Annotated in this window: 19 protein-coding genes; 12 read left to right on the forward strand and 7 right to left on the reverse strand. The window is 47.8% G+C overall.

Features of this window, described 5'->3' with window-relative positions:
• Window positions 1-91: 91 nt before the first annotated feature.
• Together gluQRS and dksA are read right to left on the reverse strand one after the other, a co-directional pair.
• On the reverse strand, window positions 92-955 hold the full coding sequence (gene gluQRS, locus MARGE09_RS05690; RefSeq protein ID WP_236986382.1) for a tRNA glutamyl-Q(34) synthetase GluQRS: 864 nt from the start codon (window positions 953-955) through the stop codon (window positions 92-94).
• A 49-nt stretch (window positions 956-1004) separates the two neighbouring features.
• Window positions 1005-1442, reverse strand: coding sequence for an RNA polymerase-binding protein DksA (gene dksA, locus MARGE09_RS05695; RefSeq protein WP_236986383.1), 438 nt, complete (start codon window positions 1440-1442; stop codon window positions 1005-1007).
• A 198-nt stretch (window positions 1443-1640) separates the two neighbouring features.
• On the opposite strand from dksA, the gene sfsA reads away from it, so the two are divergent.
• Complete coding sequence (sfsA, locus tag MARGE09_RS05700) at window positions 1641-2342, forward strand: DNA/RNA nuclease SfsA (RefSeq protein ID WP_236986384.1); 702 nt, start codon at window positions 1641-1643, stop codon at window positions 2340-2342.
• A gap of 14 nt (window positions 2343-2356) precedes the next feature.
• On the opposite strand, the gene MARGE09_RS05705 is transcribed toward sfsA, so the two are convergent.
• Both MARGE09_RS05705 and MARGE09_RS05710 read right to left on the reverse strand, forming a co-directional pair.
• Window positions 2357-2671, reverse strand: coding sequence for a Rieske (2Fe-2S) protein (locus MARGE09_RS05705; RefSeq protein WP_236986385.1), 315 nt, complete (start codon window positions 2669-2671; stop codon window positions 2357-2359).
• 81 nt (window positions 2672-2752) lie between these two features.
• The gene (locus tag MARGE09_RS05710; RefSeq protein WP_236986386.1) at window positions 2753-3052 is read right to left on the reverse strand and encodes a TfoX/Sxy family protein; all 300 of its coding nucleotides are present in this window, start codon (window positions 3050-3052) and stop codon (window positions 2753-2755) included.
• Between the two features lie 241 nt (window positions 3053-3293).
• Here MARGE09_RS05710 and MARGE09_RS05715 point away from each other — a divergent pair, with 241 nt between their 5' ends.
• The 3 genes from MARGE09_RS05715 to MARGE09_RS05725 all read left to right on the forward strand — a co-directional run bounded on the left by MARGE09_RS05715 (window position 3294) and on the right by MARGE09_RS05725 (window position 5476).
• Entirely contained in the window at window positions 3294-3983 is a 690-nt protein-coding gene (locus MARGE09_RS05715; RefSeq protein ID WP_236986387.1) for a M15 family metallopeptidase, read from the forward strand.
• The gene (locus tag MARGE09_RS05720) at window positions 3980-4621 is read left to right on the forward strand and encodes an HAD family hydrolase (protein ID WP_236986388.1); all 642 of its coding nucleotides are present in this window, start codon (window positions 3980-3982) and stop codon (window positions 4619-4621) included. Before MARGE09_RS05715 ends, MARGE09_RS05720 begins: the two co-directional genes overlap by 4 nt.
• A 72-nt stretch (window positions 4622-4693) precedes the next feature.
• Window positions 4694-5476: a hypothetical protein gene (locus MARGE09_RS05725; protein WP_236986389.1), complete on the forward strand. Its 783-nt coding sequence runs from the start codon at window positions 4694-4696 to the stop codon at window positions 5474-5476.
• Between the two features lie 3 nt (window positions 5477-5479).
• On the opposite strand, the gene MARGE09_RS05730 is transcribed toward MARGE09_RS05725, so the two are convergent.
• Window positions 5480-6079, reverse strand: a complete 600-nt coding sequence (locus MARGE09_RS05730; RefSeq protein ID WP_236986390.1) for a GspH/FimT family pseudopilin — start codon at window positions 6077-6079, stop codon at window positions 5480-5482.
• A gap of 148 nt (window positions 6080-6227) precedes the next feature.
• Window positions 6228-6758, reverse strand: a complete 531-nt coding sequence (gene ppa, locus MARGE09_RS05735) for an inorganic diphosphatase (protein ID WP_236986391.1) — start codon at window positions 6756-6758, stop codon at window positions 6228-6230.
• Between the two features lie 145 nt (window positions 6759-6903).
• On the opposite strand from ppa, the gene MARGE09_RS05740 reads away from it, so the two are divergent.
• The 4 genes from MARGE09_RS05740 (at window position 6904) to rpoS (ending at window position 10801) form a co-directional block, all read left to right on the forward strand.
• A complete protein-coding gene (locus tag MARGE09_RS05740) occupies window positions 6904-7572 on the forward strand; it encodes a protein-L-isoaspartate(D-aspartate) O-methyltransferase (protein ID WP_236986392.1) in 669 nt (222 codons plus the stop codon).
• Entirely contained in the window at window positions 7569-8513 is a 945-nt protein-coding gene (locus tag MARGE09_RS05745; RefSeq protein WP_236986393.1) for a DUF368 domain-containing protein, read from the forward strand. Before MARGE09_RS05740 ends, MARGE09_RS05745 begins: the two co-directional genes overlap by 4 nt.
• Window positions 8514-8702: 189 nt before the next feature.
• On the forward strand, window positions 8703-9461 hold the full coding sequence (locus MARGE09_RS05750) for a peptidoglycan DD-metalloendopeptidase family protein (RefSeq protein ID WP_420828094.1): 759 nt from the start codon (window positions 8703-8705) through the stop codon (window positions 9459-9461).
• 272 nt (window positions 9462-9733) lie between these two features.
• Complete coding sequence (rpoS, locus tag MARGE09_RS05755) at window positions 9734-10801, forward strand: RNA polymerase sigma factor RpoS (protein WP_236986395.1); 1068 nt, start codon at window positions 9734-9736, stop codon at window positions 10799-10801.
• A gap of 103 nt (window positions 10802-10904) precedes the next feature.
• Here rpoS and MARGE09_RS05760 read toward each other — a convergent pair whose 3' ends face one another.
• A complete protein-coding gene (locus tag MARGE09_RS05760) occupies window positions 10905-12182 on the reverse strand; it encodes an aspartate aminotransferase type Ic (protein ID WP_236986396.1) in 1278 nt (425 codons plus the stop codon).
• A gap of 246 nt (window positions 12183-12428) precedes the next feature.
• Here MARGE09_RS05760 and MARGE09_RS05765 point away from each other — a divergent pair, with 246 nt between their 5' ends.
• From MARGE09_RS05765 to purF, 4 genes are all read left to right on the forward strand, one after another.
• Complete coding sequence (locus MARGE09_RS05765) at window positions 12429-12962, forward strand: chorismate--pyruvate lyase family protein (protein WP_236986397.1); 534 nt, start codon at window positions 12429-12431, stop codon at window positions 12960-12962.
• A 154-nt stretch (window positions 12963-13116) separates the two neighbouring features.
• Complete coding sequence (locus MARGE09_RS05770) at window positions 13117-14247, forward strand: GGDEF domain-containing protein (RefSeq protein WP_236986398.1); 1131 nt, start codon at window positions 13117-13119, stop codon at window positions 14245-14247.
• A 110-nt stretch (window positions 14248-14357) separates the two neighbouring features.
• Window positions 14358-14861 carry a CvpA family protein gene (locus MARGE09_RS05775; RefSeq protein WP_236986399.1) on the forward strand — a complete coding sequence of 168 codons (504 nt, stop codon included), beginning with the start codon at window positions 14358-14360 and terminating at the stop codon, window positions 14859-14861.
• An 82-nt stretch (window positions 14862-14943) separates the two neighbouring features.
• Window positions 14944-16452: an amidophosphoribosyltransferase gene (gene purF, locus MARGE09_RS05780; RefSeq protein WP_236986400.1), complete on the forward strand. Its 1509-nt coding sequence runs from the start codon at window positions 14944-14946 to the stop codon at window positions 16450-16452.
• Window positions 16453-16493 lie beyond the last annotated feature (41 nt).

Raw genomic sequence — 16493 nt, forward strand, 5'->3', positions numbered from 1 at the left:
ACTGAGTAGGATGTGAGTAAATTTTACTCAAGTTGTAGAGCCGTCGCAATTCACTTTGGCGCTTTTGTGGTGTGTTGTAACGAATGCGCGATTATTTTTGCAGTGGGTGGGCTTGCTGCCACTGCTCTGTTCCCCATGTTAGCAGCTGTTGGATTGACAAATGCTTGGGTGGCTCAAAGCCCATATGCAGCAGAGCTTGCAGGATATTCTCTTTTGGTGTTTGCAGGTTTACGCCGGGGGCTCCGTGTTGTTTGCTTAGCTTGTAGCCTCTTTCGTCTAGCAGGACAGGGATATGGCAAAATTTTGGGGCGCTGTAATCAAAGATGTCAAATAGCAGCAACTGGTTGAATGTGACATCCAGCAAATCACTGCCGCGCACAATGTGGTTGATGCCCTGTGCAATATCATCGACGATTACGGCTAGCTGGTAAGCAAATAACCCATCCTTTCTGTGCACCACAAAATCGCCAGACGCTAAAAGGTTTTGATGCTGCGAGCCACAAATGCGATCGTGAAACGCGACGTTAACCTTGTGCCCTAGCTGTTGGCAGGCCAGTATGTTTAGTCTAAGTGCGCCTTCGGTATGCTGCAGGGTTCGGCAGTGGCCATCATAGTTACCCTCTAGCGTTCGCAGTCGCTTGCGGGTGCATTGACAAAGGTAGGTAAGTCTATTTTTTTCGAGCTGTTGTAAGGCGTGGGTATAGGCTTGGCTGCGCTGGCTTTGGTAGGTGATATCGCCATCCCAATAAAGCTGGTGCGCTTGCAGGCATTCAACAATAGATTTGGCTGCGCCGGCGGGTTCTCTGGGGGGGTCGATATCTTCCATGCGAACCAGCCATAGCCCCGCGTTTGCCTTGGCGTCAAAATAACTTGCAAGTGCGCAAGCGAGAGAGCCGAGGTGTAGCGGGCCTGACGGGGAAGGGGCAAAGCGCCCTTTGTAAGAAGATGGAGACACAGCGTGCTGCTAACGTGGAGCGGGGTTATTAGGCCCCGCTTTAATGGTGTTAGCCGCCGACTTGTTTCTCTTTGATTTCGGCGAGTGTTTTACAGTCTACGCATTGCGTTGCTGTTGGACGCGCTTCCAAGCGGCGAATGCCCACTTCAACACCACAGGCTTCACAGTAGCCGTAATCATCCGCATCAATAAGCTCTATGGTCTTATCGATTTTTTTAATCAGTTTGCGCTCGCGGTCACGGGTGCGTAGCTCTAAGCTAAACTCTTCTTCCTGGCTGGCGCGATCAGCTGGGTCTGGAAAGTTTGCGGCTTCATCTTTCATATGGCTTACGGTGCGATCAACTTCTTCCATAAGCTCTTTTTTCCAAGCTAAAAGCAAATTTTTAAAATGCTCTCGCTGGGCGTCATTCATGTACTCTTCGCCATCAGCTTCCTGATAAGGCTGGAACCCGTGAAGGGCGAAATGAGTTGCTTGTGAATCGGGCATTATTGCGGCCTCTTATCTCTAAAAACCAAAAACTATCCGTTTGTTTTACCGCTCAAAAAGTGGCATTGGCCTCAGAGTTGGGGCACTCTTCGTAAATTCAAGCTGTTGAGCTTTCGAAAGTGCCTCGGGCCAAGCGAGCAAAGCTAACAGATTCCTAAAAAACGCGCTAGTCATTGGGCTTACTCGTGAGGATATTCGATGATTTTTACGCCAAATTTACAAAAGGCGCGTCTGGTGCGTCGTTATAAACGGTTTTTGGCTGATGTAATTTTACCTGATGGTCAAGAAATTACCGTGCACTGCCCTAATACCGGCAGCATGAAAAACTGTGTTGTGGAAGGCAGCGACTGCTGGTTGCTGTATAGCGATAACCCCAAGCGTAAATACGCATATACCTGGCAATTGGCAACAACGCCTACTGGGCACATTGCTTGCGTAAATACCCATGTTGCTAACAAAGTCATTGGCGAAGCGCTGGCGCAAGGGGTAATTCCCGAGTTGGCTGGCTATGCCGATGTGCGGCCCGAGGTTAAATATGGCGAGGGCAGCCGCGTGGATTTTTTGCTATCTGGCGATTCGCTGCCCGCCTGCTTTGTTGAAGTCAAAAGTGTAACCTTGCTTGATGATGGGCAAGGCTGTTTCCCCGATGCAGTAAGCACTCGCGGGCAAAAGCATTTGCGTGAGTTGATGGCTGTAGCTGCGCAGGGGCAACGTGCTGTATTGCTTTTTTGTGTATTGCATAGCGGTATTGATTCGGTGTCAGCTGCTGCACATATTGATCCTGTATATGCGCAGTTAATGAGTGATGCTATTGCCTCGGGTGTAGAGGTGATTGCTTATGGTGCTAGCATTAGCCCCAGTGAAATTACAATCACCAAGAAGCTAAAGGTGAATGCTTAATGACATGCCTAGGGCTAGAGGAGGTAAATGGTATTGTTAGATTCGCGAGTGGCGACGGCTTGAAGTTTATCGCCAGCGCAGGGGCCGCTGACGCATTCGCCATTGTCGGGCATAAATAAGGCACCGTGGGTCGAGCACCGAATTAAGTGGCTGTCTTTATCCAAAAAAGCATGCTCTTCCCACTCTAAGGGAATGTGCAGGTGCGGGCAGCAGTTGCGATACGCTTTTATTTGGTTGTCATATTCCAGTACTAAATACTGCTCGCCATCAACGGTCACACCAAAAGTAGGGTGCCTGCGGAGGTCGTCGCGGGTGCAAAGCATTCGCATAAAAGTGTGCCTTTAGCCGTATTAGCGGCTTAGGATAATCTAAAGGCGTATGTTTGTGCAGTGCGTGTAAGCGGGTGCGTGCTATTGAGCTTCGACAGCTGAAACCGCTGGGCTTTCCGCTTCGGCTACAAGTTGGGCTTTAAGCGATGGTGACAGGTCGTTCCAATGGACATCCATTAATGCGCCTTGCAATGCATAAAGCATCACTTTAGAGACATGAATGCCGCGTGCTTTTATGCGACGATAGGCTTCTACCGCGCCAACTTGGGCTAGGTCTTGATAAGTATTGATGCCAATAGCGCGTAAAATATTAACCGAGGCCATACCAAGATTGCGAAGTTCGAGTAAGTCTTGGTCTTTTTGAGAAGCAGAGGCTGTCATAGTCTGAATCCTAGTAAATTATTATTATGGCTCTCACAAATAAAGCTAAGAGTCCTGTACGTTTTTAGACAACGATTAAAGGTTTAGCACAGCTTTTGGTTTTTTACCGTGAAAGTGATGAAAAATGTTGCTTAGTTCCCAATCAATGCGCGCATAAAATATGCGTGGTGCATTGTGTTGGACATACTAGCGGCTCTTGGTTATTCCACAATTGTATGGCGCGCCAAAATGAGGAATGTGAGTGTTCAATCGTAAGCAAGCACTAGGCTTGGATGATCAGCATGTCGTAGATGTCGATTTAGGCGATAAGGCGACTTTTAAAATTCATCGCGAGCTCGTTGGGCCGTTAGCTGCAATGCGGCAAGCCGCGCAAAAAGAAGGGTTCGATTTGGCGGTGGCCAGTGGCTATCGCTCTTTTGATCGCCAGCGTGCTATTTGGAATGCAAAGGTCAGCGGGGATCGCCCAGTCTTGGACGAAAAGGAAAATCCACTTAATATTGAAGCATTGGATTCAGCGGATTTGCTTAAGGCTATTTTGCATTGGTCTGCTTTGCCTGGTGGCTCGCGCCACCACTGGGGAACTGATTTTGATATCTATGACGCCAGTGCCCTTAAAAAGGGTCAAACTTTGGCTTTGACGATTGTAGAAACTCAAACGGTATTCTCAGCTTTTTATGACTGGCTCAGCGAGTATTTAGCTGGGCAGTCTGCCTTTGTTCGGCCATACCTTCGTGCCGGCGCCATCGCTTGCGAGCCTTGGCATATAAGCTATAAACCTTTAGCCATTCGCTATGAACGGCTGCTTGACGAGCAAGCTATTCTGGCGCAGTTAAAATGCGAAAATGTGTCACTTGTGAATATTATTGAAGAGAACTTTTCGGCAATATATCGCGATTATATTCGCGCTTATTTTATCGAGGGTTCGCAGTGAAGGCGGTGATTTTTGATTGTGACGGTGTGCTAGTTGATAGCGAGCCGGTGTATGCCGAGGCATTTTCCAGTACTTTAAACGACTTTGGTTGCCCCTTGCCAGCATCGCTGTTGGCGACGGAGCTTCAGGGGCGAAGTATGGACGACTGTTATCGCTGGCTTGCAAAGTACTGGGGTTTTCGTATTACTAGTGCTTTTAAAGAGGCGCTATTTAGCCGAACTGACAGCTTAATTCCTTTGCGTTTAAAGCCGGTTTTTGAGGTGGGTTTACTGGTTGAAGCGTTGAGTTGCCCCAAGGCTGTGGCGTCCAATGGTGTTCGTCGCTCGGTGCTGAATAATCTAGAATTATGTCAGTTAAAGCACCATTTCGATCCCCACATTTACACCGCCGAGCAGGTGGCGCTACCAAAGCCAGCGCCCGATATTTATTTGCATGCGGCATCTAATTTGGGGGTGCAGCCTCAAGATTGCCTTGTCATTGAAGATTCTGCTTTGGGTGTTCAAGCGGCTATAGCTGCGCGAATGCGCGTTTGTTGGTTTGGAGCGAATGCTGACGATCTTGAATTGGCTGGTGGAGTTTATAGGGCATCGACAATGCTAGGTGTACGTCAAGTTTTGCAAAAGCTAGGGCTGCTATAGTTAACAGGTAGCATTTTAAATGCCTTTGTTATTTTTTAAAAAAATTATCACTCAACTTTAGGGCTACACAGTGTGGAATCAGAAAAGTTTGATTTAGTTTTTAGTGGGCAAGTGCTGCCTCGCCAAGATGTTGCTGTTGTAAAAGCCAATATGGCTGCGCTTTTTAAAGTATCGGCCAATCAAATAGAGGCTTTGTTTTCTGGTAAGGCTGTTGTCCTTAAGCGCAATATCGATTTGGCGGCGGCCAACCGATACCGTGTGGCCATTAAAAAAGCGGGTGCTCGTGTTGATATGGTGAAAGCCGGTAGCGCGGGGGCTGCGCCGGTAAAGGCTGAAAAAGTAGAAAAAGCACAAGCACTGCAGTCAGAGCAAAATAGTCAAGCGAGCTCGCCAGTGCAACCGGAGCCAGCGAGTACTGCGCCACAAAAAGCAGCGTTAGCACTTGAAGCTGTGGGCACTCATCTAAGTGATAAGCAAGCCGAGCCGGTAGCTGTGGTAGCGGCGCCAGATTTTGAAGTTTTCGAGGCCGGTAGTGACTTGTTGTTGGATGGCGAGCGCGCAGGCTTTGTGGCTAAGGATGTTGATACCTCTGGGCTTTCTGTGCGCGATGGTGGCGGTAATTTATTGGACGAAGGGGAGTGGATGGCAGACCTCCCGGTTATTGTTGCTGACTTAGATGCGGACCTGTTGCCGCCAGGCGTCGATTTAATCAATGAGAATGAGCGCAAGTTGGTGAAACCTGCTCCTATTGCTGAGTTGGATGTCGAACTTGCTCCAGTTGGTACGCGTCTAGAGGCCGAAAAAAGGCCAGCGCCTCAAGCGCCGAATGTTGATCATATTCAGTTGTCGGATTAACACTTAAAAGCCTGAGCAGGCGCTCGTGCTTGTGGTTGGATCTTGAGCAATGTAACTGCGCCCGCTAAAGCTAATGGTTATTTTGCGAATTAATGATGCTTCTGGTATCGAAGGGCAATAAATAAAGCTGGCGGGTGTGTTACTACTGCCGTCGGCTTTCATTCTGATTGCTGTATGTGCATTAAGTGTTAGCTCTCCTCTGTTTGGCAGTGTTGTTTGTGCCAGTAGCATTTCGTGATTGTCCTGGTGTTTATTCTTGTTTGAGTCGATGAAGATTTGTAGCGCAATAATATTGTTTGGGCTGCACTTGCCGTGTGTATTAATGCCGCAAAGCGAGACCGCGCTACCTTGGTTTATTGCAAACTCCCTGGCGGCCTGTAATTGCTGAAATAAAATATGGGTTGTTGTATCCGCTGCATTTTTTGCTTGCCAGTAAGTCATACTGGGCAGCGCAGTTGCAGCCAAAATGGCAACAATGCTAATTGCTATGAGTAACTCAATCAGTGTGATTCCGCAGCAAAGGAGCTTGCTGGAGCGAAGGGGGCAGTTGGGTGTGCAGGCGAGAGATAGGCGCGCAAATTTGCCCTGTAGGTCGTATTTCATAATGCATTCCTTAGCATAAGTTACTGAATCCTTGATTAAGGAACGTAGCTAAGGAATGGCAATGTGGCCAATAAGTTGGCGCCGCAGTCTGCAAAAAAAGTATTTACAGGCGAAATTGGCGCCAAAACTCACAAGCTAAAAGCTTGGCTTATTGTTTGTTGTAAAGCTCAATGGCGTCTAAGATTTCTTTCTTAGCTGCAGCAGCGTCTTCCCAGCCCTCTACCTTCACCCACTTGCCGTCTTCTAAATCTTTATAGCGTTCGAAGAAATGACTAATTTGCTTGAGCTGAATTTCAGGTAAATCAGTGTAAGACTCTACCTTATCGTACAGCTTGGTGGTTTTTGATACTGGCACGGCAAGCAGTTTTGCATCTTCGCCTGATTCGTCGGTCATTTTTAATACGCCGATAGGGCGACACTTAACAACACAGCCTGGCACTAAAGGTGAGCCCATAACAACAAGTACGTCTGCTGCATCGCCGTCACCGCATAAGGTGTTGGGGATGTAGCCGTAGTTGCAAGGGTAGCGCATAGAGGTGCTTAGAATGCGATCTACAAATAAAGCACCAGAATCTTTGTCTAGCTCATATTTGATGGGCTCGCCGCCTTGGGGAATTTCAATTACAACGTTAACTTCGTCAGGCGCATTTTTGCCTGTTGGGACATCATTAAGGCTCATAGTTAGCTTCCTAGTTGTGAAATGGAGTCAAAAACGGCGGGCATTCTAACATATGGTGCTTGCGCTGGAAGCGCAATGACACGCGGGTCGCTAGCGAATAAACAAGCTGTGCTATAGTTCTGCGCGATTTCTTTTGGGGGGTAAGATGCTAGACGATCTGGTTCGTGAAGGGGTGGGTATGACCTCGCGCCGCACGCGTGAGCGCCTTTTAGAGCGCTTGCGCGAGCGAGGTATAAAAAATGAAGTGGTCTTAAAGGTGATGGCTAGTACACCTCGCCACTTGTTTGTTGACGAGGCATTGGCTCACCGTGCTTATGAAGATACGGCGCTGCCTATTGGTTTCAAACAGACGTTGTCGCAGCCTTATACGGTCGCGAGAATGACAGAAATACTACTAGAGCAATGCGCTAGGCGTGACAGTGTTTTTGAGATAGGCACAGGTTCTGGTTATCAAACAGCAGTATTGGCTCAGCTCTTTAAGCGAGTGTACACCGTAGAGCGCATTGCACCGTTGCAGCAAAAAGCCAGTGCGCGACTTGCGAGCTTAAATTTTACCAATATTCATTATCGTCACGCCGATGGCCACGATGGTTGGTCAAACAGTGGGTGCTTTGATGCCATTATTGGCACAGCTGCGGCGGCAGATTTGCCGGCACAGCTACCTTCACAGTTGGCCTTAAAGGGTGTACTTATTATGCCCGTGGGCGATGACACCCAAAACCTTACTCTTATTCGCCGCGATGGCGAGGCCTTTGCGTCATCGGTTGTGGAGTCGGCTAATTTTGTACCGTTGTTAAAAGGAACTATTTCTTGAATACCAGCAAAAGAACATTAAAGCAGTATCTACTTATTTTATTGAAGGGCATGGCGATGGGGGCTGCAGATGTCGTTCCTGGCGTGTCGGGCGGCACTATTGCTTTTATTACAGGCATTTATGATGAGTTTTTAGGCTCGCTAAAAAACTGTACGCCAGCAGCTTTACTGCTTTGGAAGCAGCAGGGTTTCAAGGCTTTTTGGCAGCACATTAATGGTAGCTTTTTGGTGGCCTTGTTTGTGGGCATTTTATTGAGCATAAAAACCTTCGCAGCATTAATCGAGCTTGCGCTGCACGAGCACCCTATTTGGGTGTGGTCTTTCTTTTTTGGGCTCATTATTGCCTCAGTTGTTTTGTTGGCTCGTCACATGCCGCATTGGCGGTTTAAAGATGTTGTTGCTCTGTTTGCAGGGACTGCAGTTGTTGTGGCCATTTCTATGGCGGCGCCAGCCCAGTTGCCCGGCTATTGGTGGGTCATGTTTTTGGGTGGTTTTGTTGCCATTTGTGCAATGATATTGCCTGGTATATCGGGCAGCTTCTTGCTTTTGCTTGCAGGGCTTTATCCTGTATTTCTGAGTGCGGTGAATAATTTAGAGTGGGTGCTGTTACTGTCTTTTGGTGTGGGCGCCGTATGTGGGTTGCTGAGCTTTTCTCGAGTGCTGTCTTGGTTGTTGGCTACTTATCATCAGGTGACGGTGGCTACTTTGATAGGGTTTCTTGTGGGATCTCTGAATGTGACTTGGCCATGGAAAGAGCCTTTGGTGACTATGCTTGATCGGCACGGGGAAACAGTAGTAGTGCAAAGTGCGAATGTCTTGCCTGCACGCTATGCTGAGGTGGTAGGTTCCCAGCCGGATACTCTAATAGCAATTGCTTGCGCTGTGGGTGGGGTTATTTTGGTTCTTGCGACTGAGTTTGTTGCTAGCAAGTTCGGAAAATAGCTAATTTAAGCTGGTACTTTGGTTTGGTTTTGTTTTTTTTTGACCGATAAATGCTTATTTTTAATATTTATTAGGAATAAAGAAATGGTTTTTATAACGACTATTAATAGTTATTTATACTGAAAAATTATGTCAGATGCCTATTATCAGCGTATTTTTTCTTTATGTGTCAAAAAAACATCGTCAGTTCTGTTAAATATTTTAATCATACTTTGTTGTTTTTCTTGTTCTAGTCACCCTAATAGGGCGCCTGTCTCCAGCGTAGGTCAACCTCAGTCTTTGAAGGTTAATACCCATGTCGTCGCTCGCGGTGACACCCTATACGCCATTGCTTGGCGCTATAATCTTGATTATAAAAACTTAGCTAAAATCAATGGTATAGGGCCACCTTATAGCATCTTGCCTGGGCAGAAAATCCACCTTAAAGGCGTCGCTGCTCGACAACCCTATCGCGCCAAAGCGGTGCCGAAAAAAAATAAAAAAGCGGTATCTAGTTCTGTGCCGGTCAAGGTTAATAGCCGGGTAGTAAAAAATACACAAAGCCCTGTAGTCGTCAAAAGTCAGTCAGTCAAATCTGGTCCTTTAGTATGGGGTTGGCCTGTTAGCGGGCGGGTAATTAGTTTGTTTCGTTCGGGAAAAGGACTAAATAAGGGTATTGATATAGCAGCCAAATTAGGCGAGTCTGTGCGTGCGGCTGCTGACGGTGAAGTTGTTTATGCGGGAAGTGGTTTGCGAGGTTATGGCAAGCTTTTGATAGTTAAGCATCAAAATTCATACTTAAGTGCTTATGCGCACAATAGCCAGCTTCTTGCTAAAGAGGGGCAGCTTGTGAAGCGTGGTCAGAAGATTGCTGAGGTCGGTGCCTCGGGTACAACTACTGTTAAATTGCACTTTGAGATTCGTAGAGATGGAGTGCCTGTAGACCCCGTGAAGTATCTGCCTCGATAACCCAGGCATAAAAATAATTAAAAGCCTGAGTTAGGGTTGGAGGGTTTTGAATCTGATGCTCAAGTTTCAGGTTTGATGGCCGAAAACCTTTTAGACCCCCACAAAAATTATAACGAGGGGGAGCGTCAATTGGCGCAATTAATCGGGGTGTAACCGAAAAAACTGATTTCAGGTGTGTATGTAAATAGTACGCATTATGTTGCCCAAGCTTTGTAGGGTGGTGCTGGATGATTAGGTTGCACAGAAAAACAATGAGTCTGAGGATTGAGAACATGGTTGCTTCACAACTTAGTTCCGAAAACACTACGCGCGCTGCTATTCCACCTGTCGTATCACTAGAAGATTTCGATGATGACCTGTTGCTTGATGAGAGCGATTCAGAGCTTGCTGAAGATGCTCAGCCGATAGTCGCTAAAACTAAGAAAGTTGCAGCCAAGGCCAAGGCTGATACTAAAGAGTCCGAACAAACCACCTTTGCTGCCGATGAAAATGAGCAGCAAAAAAACTTAGATGCTACTCAGCTTTATTTGAATGAAATTGGCTTTTCGCCGTTGTTATCGGCTGAAGAGGAAGTGTATTTTGCGCGTAAGGCCTTGAAGGGTGAAGAGGCGGCTCGCAAGCGAATGATCGAAAGTAACTTGCGACTTGTAGTAAAGATTTCGCGTCGCTATGTGAATCGCGGTTTGGCGCTGCTCGATTTAATTGAAGAGGGCAACTTGGGTTTGATTCGCGCGGTTGAGAAGTTTGATCCTGAGCGCGGCTTTCGCTTCTCTACTTACGCGACTTGGTGGATCCGCCAAACTATTGAACGTGCGATCATGAATCAGACGCGCACCATTCGTCTGCCTATACATGTGGTAAAAGAGCTTAATGTATATTTGCGTGCTGCCCGCGAGTTGTCGCAAAAATTGGATCACGAGCCATCGCCAGACGAAATCGCTACATTGCTCGATAAGCCAGTAGAGGACGTGGAGCGCATGCTGGGTTTGAATGAGCGCGTAGCTTCAATGGATACACCTATCGGGCCGTCGTCAGACAAAACTTTAGTGGATACTGTGGCTGATACTCAGGTATCGGATCCTGTTGCTTTGTTGCAAGACAGTGATTTGAGTGAGAATTTGAATGGTTGGTTGGATGAGCTTAGCGAAAAGCAGCGCGAAGTTGTGGCGCGCCGGTTTGGCTTGCGCGGACATGAATCCAGCACTCTTGAAGAGGTGGGGCGTGAAATTGGCCTGACGCGTGAGCGTGTACGGCAAATACAGGTTGAAGCACTTAGGCGCCTTAGGGATATTCTTGAAAAGCAGGGCTTGAATGCGGTTTCGTTATTTGGAGTGGTTTAACGTATCGGTGATAGTGTTGGTTTTAGATGTTGCGCGGTGATAGGCGCAATAAAAAAGGCGAAAACGTGAGTTTTCGCCTTTTTTATTGTTGCGTATTTGTTGCTTAAGCCGCTAGAGCTTTTTGTACACTAGCAAGCTTTACGCATAATACAAACACTTTCATGGCGGCATCGACTTGCTCTACGCTTGGGACTGTCGGGGCAATGCGAATGTTGCTGTCTTGCGGGTCCTTGCCATAAGGGAAGGTTGCGCCGGCGGGGGTAAGCTTAACGCCTGCTTGGCCTGCAAGTGCAACAACCTTTTTAGCGAGGCCTTCTTGGGTGTCGAAGGATATGAAATATCCGCCATCGGCTGATTCCCACTGGCCTAGCGCGTTATCACCAAAGGCTTCTTCGAGGTGCTTAAGTACTGACTCAAAGCGGGGCTTGATGATTTCGGCGTGTTTTTGCATGTGTGCGTTTAGGCTGCCGGGTACAGCAAAAAACTTGGCGTGGCGCAGTTGGTTGATTTTATCTGGGCCAATTGTTTGGATGCCTAAAACCTTCTTGAAGCCGTTTAGGTTGGCGTCGCTAGCGGCTAAAAAGGCTACGCCTGCGCCAGCGTGAGTGATTTTAGATGTTGATGCGAACTGTAATACGCTGTCAGTGGTGCCGGCAGCTTTAGTTGCCTCCCAGATGCTGGCTAGTTGAGGGGCGTTTTCAGAAAGATCGTGTATGGCGTAGGCGTTATCCCAAAATACACGAAAGCCTTTTCCAGCTATTTTGGCGAGGTTAGCGATACGTTTTACGACATCTTTGCTGTATACAACCCCGGTAGGGTTCGAATACTTTGGCACGCACCACATACCTTTAATACTGCTATCTGCTTTTATTAGAGCTTCTGCGGCATCCATGTCTGGGCCGTTGCTGGTCATGGGGATGTTGACCATTTCAATGCCTAGTTGTTCGCAAATAGAAAAGTGGCGGTCGTAGCCTGGTACGGGGCATAAAAACTTAATGCCTTCTTCTTTATTCCAGGCGGAATCTGCACCTTCAAGGCCAAAAAAGAATGCTGTTGTCATGAGTTGGTACATGAGCGTTAGGCTGCTGTTACCGCCAGCCATAATTTGCGCTGCAGGAACGCCCATCAGTTGCTCACCAAGTGCGCGGGCTTCTGGGGTGCCTTCGAGGCCACCGTAGTTGCGGGTGTCGATGCCTGAGTCGGTAATGTAGTTGTGTTGCAATATGCCGTCGAGGGCGTCAGATAGTGAGAGTTGTTCGGCTGACGGTTTGCCGCGCGTCAAATCGAGGTTTAGGCCCTCGGCTTTGATAGCGTTGTACTCAGCGCTGAGTGCTTGTTCCCACTGTTGAAGTTGTTCACGGGAGGCGTTGGCAAGTTGCAAAATAAGATCCTCTAGCAAATATAGCTGTAAATGCGGATAAACGAAGGTAGAGTTCTGGCTGTAGGCTTAATGTTGGTCGTGGCGCGCTATGCGCTTAAAGCTGCAGGCAAAACGGGCGATATTATACCTGTGCTCTATCAAAATTTCTTCCATTTTAAATGCGGTTTTTAGTGGTTTTACCAAGATGTATTGGCGCTTACTGTGGGTTTAAGTGCGTGCTTTGCGATTTAGTGATTGGGGTTTGTTGTGACAGTTAAAGAACAAGAGTTGTTTCAGGTATCGGGTTATGCGCCTGATGAGGGAGGGGTTGACTGGCTGCAGTTGCCGCCTTTTATTCGAGTGCTGCTCTCCACCGATGGCACAGTTACTAAGACCCTTGAGGCCTATTTTTGGGAGCCGGTTGATGTGACTTTATGTCAGCAGGGCGAGGCGCCGCGTGCCGCAATTGATGAGGGTTTTGGTGTGCAGTTGCCTGCAACTGAAAAAGTATGGCTTAGGGAGGTGGCATTGATAGGGGGGCAAAGTGGGCGGCATTACGTTAGTGCTTTGTCATTAATTCGCACTACGCTTTTACCTGAAGCTTTGCGCCAAGGGCTTGAGCATGGCGACTTGGGTATTGGTGGTGTGATACGTGAGCTGGGGCTAGAAACTTACCGTAAAGTGATTGCTGTCGGGTGTAGCGATGCTGCTGCGATGGCTTGGCGCGCGTATCGTTTGTATTACCAAGGGCAGGTTGTAATGAGTATTCGCGAAGACTTTCATCTCCGGGCTATGCAGTGATGGTTGTAATTTGTTGGCTGGATCTTGGGTTCTCAACTAGGATTACAACATAGAATTGTATTGTGGTAAGGGGGGGGCTTGTTGCCTGCCCAGCATGCTCTATGCCCACAAATAATCGTTGTTTTTATAGTTAAGCCAGTGGTGCATAAGCCTTATGCCAGAGTCACCTTCCGAACCGTCGAATATTTCGACATTAGAGCAAACGGATACTGATATCTATCGCCGAAGTTTGCCGATGTTGCCGGTTTTTTCTTTGTTGTGGCTGGCCATTATTTGGGCGTCTGGGTTCAATCAAACGATGCCTAAAATAAGCTTTATTTCCCTTGTGGGGCTTGCAGGAATCTTTGGTTTGCAATGCCTGTTCGCGCTTGTTCAAAAGCGCTTATATAGGGTGTCGGCGGTAAGTTGGCGCTTCCTTTTTTATCTTTTTGCGTTTGCTAGCGCAGTTATCTGGAGCGCCCTGTTTACGCTGTGCTTCTTTGAGCCTAGTTTTGAGCGGCTATTTTTACCAATGACATTGGCAACGGCTGGCATTACAAATGCGGCGTTGAGCAACTTTGCGCCAAGCCGTTGGGTGGCGCAAAGCTATGTTTCGGTGTTGTTGCTGCCTGCGGTCTTCGTTTGTTTTAGCAGTCAAGCGCATATCACCATGGGTGGTGTCGTTGTTGTGTACTGGTTTTTTTCTCTGCTTATTCTTCAGCGTTTTCACAGCGAGTACAGCAGTGGTTTTGTTAAGGCGAGCAGCTTTGAGCAGCAGCATACAGAATTGCAGCGCGAAAACCGCACGGACGGCTTAACGAAGGTTTTTAATCGGCGCTATTTCGATGAGGCCTTAAAAAAGGAATGGCAGCAAGGTGCGCAAGAGGGGGCTTGGTTGGGCCTGCTATTTATTGATATCGACTTCTTTAAAAAAATTAACGATACCTATGGCCATATGGCCGGGGATGAGTGCCTTAAGCAAGCGGCGGCGATTATTAATGGCGCTGTGCAGTCGGGTAACGATATTGTGGCGCGCTATGGCGGTGAAGAATTTGCCGTGTTGCTCCCGCGCACCGCACCAGACATGGCGCAGCGGATTGCGGAGTCAATTCGCAAGCAATTTGAGCTTAAAGAGTTTTGTTTTGATGATCGCTGCATCAGTATAACCGCCAGTATTGGCGTTAGCTCTATAGTGCCCAGTATCGCTAACCCCCCTACGATACTGATCGATCAGGCTGACCAAGGGGTGTATTTGGCAAAAGAAGCTGGCCGAAATAATGTGCAGTTGTTTGGTTCAACAACATGATCTAGTGGCACATAAACGCTTCGGATCTAATAATAGGTAGCGTAATAATTTGTTTCCAAGCATCCCTCTGATAGAATCGCGCTCTTAAATCTTTAGGGCTACACCAGACTATGAATTGGGCCGATTGGGCGATCATTAGTATCTTAGCGCTTTCTTCCGGCATTGGCTTGATTCGCGGCTTTGTCAAAGAGGCATTGTCGCTTGCGGTTTGGGTTGCTGCTGTCATTATTGCCAAAACCTTTAGTCCTCAACTTGCTGTACTTTTATCGGGTGCTATTGATACCCCGTCTTTACGAGAGTTGGCGGCGTTTGCAACGCTTTTTGTCTTGACCCTTATTTTGGGGGCGATGGCTAACTATCTTGTCGGGGCCTTGGTCAAAATGACCGGGTTGTCTGGCACCGATCGTTTGCTTGGTGTGTTATTTGGTGTGGTGCGTGGCTTTATTATCGTGATGATGATTATTGTGTTTTTGCCTTCAATATTGCCTGTCGATCAGGACCCTTGGTGGCAGCAGTCAGTATTGGTCGGCCAGTTGCTCAAATTTGAATCATGGGCGCGAGAATTGTTTTCAGCTGTTGCGGCTTCTGCCGCAGGGCTATTTGGCAGTGCTTAAGTCGCAGCCTTAGTAAATTGTGATATCCGGATTTATTCGGCTTATTGAAAAGTTAGTTGTTCAGTGTATTTGAGGTAAGACTATGTGCGGCATTGTCGGTATTGTGGGTAAAAGCAACGTGAATGTGGCGCTCTATGATGCGCTAACCATGTTGCAGCATCGAGGGCAGGATGCTGCCGGCATTATGACTTGCCACAAGGGTAAGTTGGCCCAACAAAAGGCTGTGGGTTTGGTTAAAGATGTCTTTCGTACGCGCCACATGCAACGCTTGGAAGGCAATATGGGTATAGGCCATGTGCGGTACCCTACGGCAGGGAGTTCCGGCCCGGCTTTGGCTCAGCCTTTTTATGTTAACTCGCCTTACGGCATTGCTCTGGCGCACAACGGTAACCTCACCAATACCGAGCAATTGCGCAAAGACTTATTTTTATCAGATTTACGGCATATCAATACCGAGTCTGACTCTGAAGTATTGCTGAATGTGCTTGCCCACGAAATACAGGAGCAAGGCAAGCTGCGTCCCACCCCTGAAGACATCTTTAAAGCCGTTGCCGGTGTTAATAAGCGTGCCCGTGGCGGCTATGCGGTTGTGGCTTTGCTGTCTAACTATGGTGTGTTGGCGTTTCGCGACCCCAACGGTATTCGCCCGTTAGTGTTTGGCGTACGCGAGACTGAAAAGGGGCAGGAATACATGATCGCCTCCGAGAGCGTGGCGCTCGATGTTCTGGGTTTCAAACTGATTCGCGACGTCGCCCCAGGCGAAGCGATTTACATAACTACCGATGGCGAGTTTCACTCCTTGCAGTGTGCAGACAATCCGCGTTTAAGCCCGTGCATCTTTGAGCATGTGTATTTTGCGCGTCCAGACTCCATTATGGACGGTGTTTCTGTTTATAAGGCGCGCCTGCGCCAAGGCGAAAAACTCGCCGAAAAGATTTTAAGCTTGCGCCCTGACCACGATATTGATGTGGTGATTCCGATTCCTGATTCAAGCCGTGTTGCAGGCCAAGCCATGGCGCATAATCTTGGGGTAAAGTTTCGTGAGGGCTTAGTTAAAAACCGTTATATCGGTCGCACCTTTATTATGCCTGGGCAAAAACTGCGTAAAAAGTCGGTTCGACAAAAGCTTAACCCCATCGATTTAGAGTTCCGCGGTAAGAATGTATTGCTCGTGGATGATTCCATTGTGCGTGGCACAACGTGCCAGCAAATAATTCAAATGGCGCGCGATGCCGGTGCAAACAAAGTGTACTTTGCATCTGCCGCACCTGCGGTAAAATACCCTAATGTGTATGGCATCGACATGCCTTCCGTTGACGAACTTATTGCCCACGGTCGTACTGACGATGAGATTGCAAAGGAAATTGGCGCGGATTGGCTTATTTATCAAGATCTAGAAGATTTGATCGCAGCGTCTGGTGAGGGTAATCCAAATGTTCCCAAATTCGATTGCGCCGTGTTTGATGGTAAGTACGTGACTGGCGATGTCGATGAAGCTTATTTGGAGCGCTTAGATGCGGCTCGAAATGACAGTGCTCAAACTCTCGATAGCGTAGGCGATGATGCGATGATGGGAATACATAACTCGTAGGTTGCCCTGCCTGCTGCTTATGAATGGTAATTGATAAAATG

The sequence above is a fragment of the Marinagarivorans cellulosilyticus genome (genome assembly GCF_021655555.1).
Lineage (GTDB): Bacteria > Pseudomonadota > Gammaproteobacteria > Pseudomonadales > Cellvibrionaceae > Marinagarivorans > Marinagarivorans cellulosilyticus.

What these genes read in the sequence shown, in the direction of transcription:
- MARGE09_RS05730 (WP_236986390.1), bottom strand. Translation starts at nt 6,079, where the DNA reads ATGAAATACGACCTACAGGGCAAATTTGCGCGCCTATCTCTCGCCTGC.
- MARGE09_RS05770 (WP_236986398.1), top strand. Translation starts at nt 13,117, where the DNA reads ATGCCAGAGTCACCTTCCGAACCGTCGAATATTTCGACATTAGAGCAA.
- sfsA (WP_236986384.1), top strand. Translation starts at nt 1,641, where the DNA reads ATGATTTTTACGCCAAATTTACAAAAGGCGCGTCTGGTGCGTCGTTAT.
- ppa (WP_236986391.1), bottom strand. Translation starts at nt 6,758, where the DNA reads ATGAGCCTTAATGATGTCCCAACAGGCAAAAATGCGCCTGACGAAGTT.
- MARGE09_RS05710 (WP_236986386.1), bottom strand. Translation starts at nt 3,052, where the DNA reads ATGACAGCCTCTGCTTCTCAAAAAGACCAAGACTTACTCGAACTTCGC.
- MARGE09_RS05775 (WP_236986399.1), top strand. Translation starts at nt 14,358, where the DNA reads ATGAATTGGGCCGATTGGGCGATCATTAGTATCTTAGCGCTTTCTTCC.
- rpoS (WP_236986395.1), top strand. Translation starts at nt 9,734, where the DNA reads ATGGTTGCTTCACAACTTAGTTCCGAAAACACTACGCGCGCTGCTATT.
- purF (WP_236986400.1), top strand. Translation starts at nt 14,944, where the DNA reads ATGTGCGGCATTGTCGGTATTGTGGGTAAAAGCAACGTGAATGTGGCG.
- dksA (WP_236986383.1), bottom strand. Translation starts at nt 1,442, where the DNA reads ATGCCCGATTCACAAGCAACTCATTTCGCCCTTCACGGGTTCCAGCCT.
- MARGE09_RS05740 (WP_236986392.1), top strand. Translation starts at nt 6,904, where the DNA reads ATGCTAGACGATCTGGTTCGTGAAGGGGTGGGTATGACCTCGCGCCGC.
- MARGE09_RS05705 (WP_236986385.1), bottom strand. Translation starts at nt 2,671, where the DNA reads ATGCGAATGCTTTGCACCCGCGACGACCTCCGCAGGCACCCTACTTTT.